The sequence below is a fragment of the Streptomyces sp. WELS2 genome (genome assembly GCF_013870595.1).
GTDB lineage: Bacteria > Actinomycetota > Actinomycetes > Streptomycetales > Streptomycetaceae > Streptomyces.
Window position 1 is genome coordinate 1 of record NZ_JACBWZ010000635.1, and the last position, 3,686, is coordinate 3,686.

3 protein-coding genes are annotated in these 3,686 nt (G+C 73.4%); 1 reads left to right on the forward strand and 2 read right to left on the reverse strand.

What is annotated here, in order from left to right:
* Positions 1–44 precede the first annotated feature (44 nt).
* Together H5J33_RS27135 and H5J33_RS27140 are read right to left on the reverse strand one after the other, a co-directional pair.
* The gene (locus tag H5J33_RS27135) at positions 45–806 is read right to left on the reverse strand and encodes a DeoR/GlpR family DNA-binding transcription regulator (RefSeq protein ID WP_181797476.1); all 762 of its coding nucleotides are present in this window, start codon (positions 804–806) and stop codon (positions 45–47) included.
* A 191-nt stretch (positions 807–997) separates the two neighbouring features.
* Positions 998–2,524 (reverse strand): MFS transporter, encoded by a 1,527-nt coding sequence (locus H5J33_RS27140; protein ID WP_181797477.1) that lies wholly within the window; start codon positions 2,522–2,524, stop codon positions 998–1,000.
* A 62-nt stretch (positions 2,525–2,586) separates the two neighbouring features.
* Between H5J33_RS27140 and H5J33_RS27145 the strand changes: the two genes are divergently transcribed.
* Positions 2,587–3,603, forward strand: a complete 1,017-nt coding sequence (locus H5J33_RS27145) for a YafY family protein (protein ID WP_181797478.1) — start codon at positions 2,587–2,589, stop codon at positions 3,601–3,603.
* Positions 3,604–3,686 lie beyond the last annotated feature (83 nt).

The following is a 3,686-nucleotide window of genomic DNA, read 5'->3' on the forward strand; positions in this document are numbered from 1 at the left end:
CTCGTAGGTGCGGTCGAGCGACGGGTTGGGGGTGACGGTGAGGATCATGCGCGCACTACTTCCGTGCCGCCGCGCTCGATGGCGGCGGCGTCGTCCGGGCTCAGCCCGCTGTCGGTGATCAGCAGGTCCACATCGCCCAGGCCGCCGAAGCGGGCGAAGTGCTCCTGGCCGTGCTTGCCGGAGTCGGCCAGCAGCACCACCCGCCGCGCGGCGCCGACCGCGGCCCGTTTGACCGCGGCCTCGGCGAGGTCGGGGGTGGTCAGGCCGTGCTCGGCGGAGAAGCCGTTGGCGGCGACGAACAGCACGTCGGCGCGGATCTCGCCGTACGCGCGCAGCGCCCAGGCGTCCACGGCGGCGCGCGTGCGGTGCCGTACCCGGCCGCCGACCAGGTGGAGCTGGATGCCCGGGTGGTCGGCGAGCCGGGCGGCGATGGGCAGGCTGTGCGTGACGACGGTGAGGGACGCCTCCAGCGGGATGGTGGCGGCGAGGCGGGCCACCGTCGTACCGGCGTCGAGGATCACCGTGCCCTCGGCGGGCAGTTCGGCGAGGGCCGCCTTGGCGATGCGGTCCTTCTCGTCGGCGGCGGTGGACTCGCGCTCGGCGAGGTCCGGCTCGAAGTCGAGGCGGCCGACCGGGATGGCACCGCCGTGCACCCGGCGGACCAGACCGGCGCGGTCGAGGGCCTTCAGGTCGCGGCGGATGGTCTCCGCGGTGACCTGGAACTCCTCGGCCAGCGACAGCACGTCCACCCGGCCGCCGTCCCGGGCGAGCCGGAGGATCTCCTGCTGCCGCTCCGGTGCGTACATGTCCGTTCGCCTCCGCCTCATGCCCGAACGTGTGGTTTCTCAGGGAGGCTACGTCCGCGTGCCGGGAAAGTAAACAGGTTCGGACTTCGATCGGGCATGATCAGACTTCCGGCCGGGCCGGCCGAGGCACGTCCGGCCGTACGGCGAGGGGCCCGGCACCTGTCCGGTGCCGGGCCCCTCGCCGTACACGGTCAGCCCGCCGGCTGCGGCTCGGGCTCACGCTCGGGCGACGGCACCGCCGTCACCGGCGTCTCCTCCCCCGCGCCCTCCACGTGCTGGGCCGGGCGCCTGGGCAGGGCGCACATCAGCAGGAAGATCACGCCCATGATCCCGGCGACGTACCACAGCGCGTGCCGGAAGGCGCCCGCGAAGGCCGGGCCGACCTCTGCGGGGGCGAGCCGGTCGCCGATCCGCCCGAAGAAGACCACCGACACCAGTCCCAGCCCGAGCGCGTTGCCCATCTGCTGCACGGTGTTGATCAGTCCGGACGCGGAACCGGCGTGCTCGCGCGGCACCTCCGAGAGCACCGCGTCGGTCAGCGGGGCGACGATCAGGCCCATGCCGAGACCCATCACGACCAGCGGCAGGGCCATCTGCCAGGAGGCGATGGCGAGGCCGTAGCGGTCGGCCTCCCACAGGTAGAGCAGCACGCCCGCGCCCATCACCAGCGCGCCCGTCTGGAGCACCTTGCGGCCGAACCGGGGTACCAGCTGCTGCACCGACAGCCCGGCCGCCGTGGACACCGCGAGCGAGAACGGCACCCCGGTCAGCCCGGCCCGAAGCGGGCTCCAGCCCAGGCCGATCTGCATGTACAGCGTCCAGACCAGGAAGAAGATGCCGAGCGCGACCCCGAACACGGTCTGTACGGCGATCCCGGCGGCGAAGCTCTTCACCCGGAACAACGACAGCTCGACCAGCGGGGAGCCGTCCCGCGCCGCCTTGCGCCGCTCGTAGGCCACCAGCCCCGCGAAGACGACGAAGGCGCCGGCCATCGAGACGTACCCCCACAGCGGCCAGCCCAGCTCGCGCCCGCGGGTCAGCGGGTAGAGCAGCATGAGCAGGCCCAGGGTGACCAGGGCGACCCCGACGAGGTCCAGCTTCAGCGCCTTGGGGGCGCGGGACTCGGTGATGAACCGGCGGCCCAGCAGCCAGGCGAGCACCCCGACGGGCAGGTTGATCAGGAAGATGGGCCGCCATTCGAGGCCGAACAGGTTCCACTCCGTCAGCAGCGCGCCGAGCAGCGGGCCGGAGACCGCGCCGAGGCCGACGATCGCACCGAACAGGCCGAAGACCTTGCCGCGTTCGTGGGCCGGGAAGGTGGCGTGCACGATCGACAGCACCTGCGGCACCATCAGCGCGGCCATGCCGCCCTGGAGGAAGCGGGAGGCGACGAGCATCTCCGGGTTCGCCGCGAAGCCGCACAGGGCGGAGGCGAGGGTGAAGCCGCCGATGCCGACGAGGAACAGCCGCTTGCGGCCGTGGATGTCGCCGAGCCGGCCGCCGGTGATCAGTCCGGCGGCGAAGGCGAGCGCGTAGCCGGCGGTTATCCACTGGATCTGGCCCACCGAGGCGTGTTCGTTCCGCTGGATGGACGGGATGGCGATGTTGACGATCGTCACATCCACGAGGTCCATGAAGGCCGCGGTCATGACGATGGCCAGGGCCAGCCAGCGGGTTCGGTCGGGAGATGGGGCGGAAAGCGCCGTCGGAGTGGTCATGGGAGGAACCTAGGGGAGCTATAGGACAGATCCTGACCTGAACCTGCGGCATGCTCGTGGCCATGACGACCGACACACCGGCCCGGCTGCTCCAGTTGCTGTCCCTGCTCCAGACGCCCCGTGAGTGGCCCGGGGGTGAGCTGGCCGACCGGCTGGGGGTGTCCCGGCGGACCGTGCGGCGGGACGTGGACCGGCTGCGCGAGCTGGGGTATCCGGTGCAGGCGACGAGGGGCACGGACGGCGGGTACCGGCTGGTCGCGGGCAAGGCGATGCCGCCGCTGGTGCTGGACGACGAGGAGGCCGTGGCGATCGCGGTGGGACTGCGGGCCGGGGCCGGGCACGCCATCGAGGGGGTGGACGAGGCGGCCGTCCGGGCACTGGCCAAGCTGGAGCAGGTGCTGCCGTCCCGGCTGCGCCACCGGGTGTCCACGCTCCAGGCCGCCACGACACCGCTGACCCTCGGCGACGGGCCCACCATCGCGCCGGAGACGCTGACCGTGATGGCGTCCACGGTGGCGGGGCACGAACGGCTGCGGTTCGCCTACCGCGACAAGGACGGCAGCGCCTCCCGCCGGCTGACCGAGCCGCACCGGCTGGTGTCGACGGGACGGCGCTGGTACCTGGTGGCCTACGACGTCGACCGGGCGGACTGGCGTACCTTCCGGGTGGACCGGGTGAGCGATCCGTTCGCGACCGGCGTCCGGTTCGCGCCGCGGGAGCCGCCCACGGGGAGCGCCGCCGAATACCTGCGGCAGTCCATCCACCGGCGGCAGGAGACGTACGCCTTCGAGGTGCGGTTCGCCGCGCCGGCCGAGCAGGTCGCCGCGCGGGTTCCCGCGTGGGTGGGGGTGCCCGAGGACGACGGCACGGGCGGCTGCGTCCTGCGGGGCACCACGGGCGACCCCATGGAGTGGCTGGCGGTCCGGCTGGCGATGACGGGGGTGGAGTTCACGGTGCGCGGGCCGGGCGGACTGGTGGAGTGCGTACGGCGGCTCGGCGACCGTCTGACCAGGGCCGCGAACGCCGGCCCGGAGGGGGCTCAGGGGGCGGGGGGTCCGTCCGCGCCGCAGGTGCCCTAGGGGACCTCGGGGCTGTGGGACGGGTCCCCGGGCCACTCGAAGTCCCGCAGGGCGCGCAGGTTGCGTACGGCCAGGCCCGCCGG

Excerpts from the sequence above, each read along its gene's own strand:
- H5J33_RS27135 (WP_181797476.1), bottom strand. The coding sequence starts at position 806 with ATGTACGCACCGGAGCGGCAGCAGGAGATCCTCCGGCTCGCCCGGGAC.
- H5J33_RS27140 (WP_181797477.1), bottom strand. The coding sequence starts at position 2,524 with ATGACCACTCCGACGGCGCTTTCCGCCCCATCTCCCGACCGAACCCGC.
- H5J33_RS27145 (WP_181797478.1), top strand. The coding sequence starts at position 2,587 with ATGACGACCGACACACCGGCCCGGCTGCTCCAGTTGCTGTCCCTGCTC.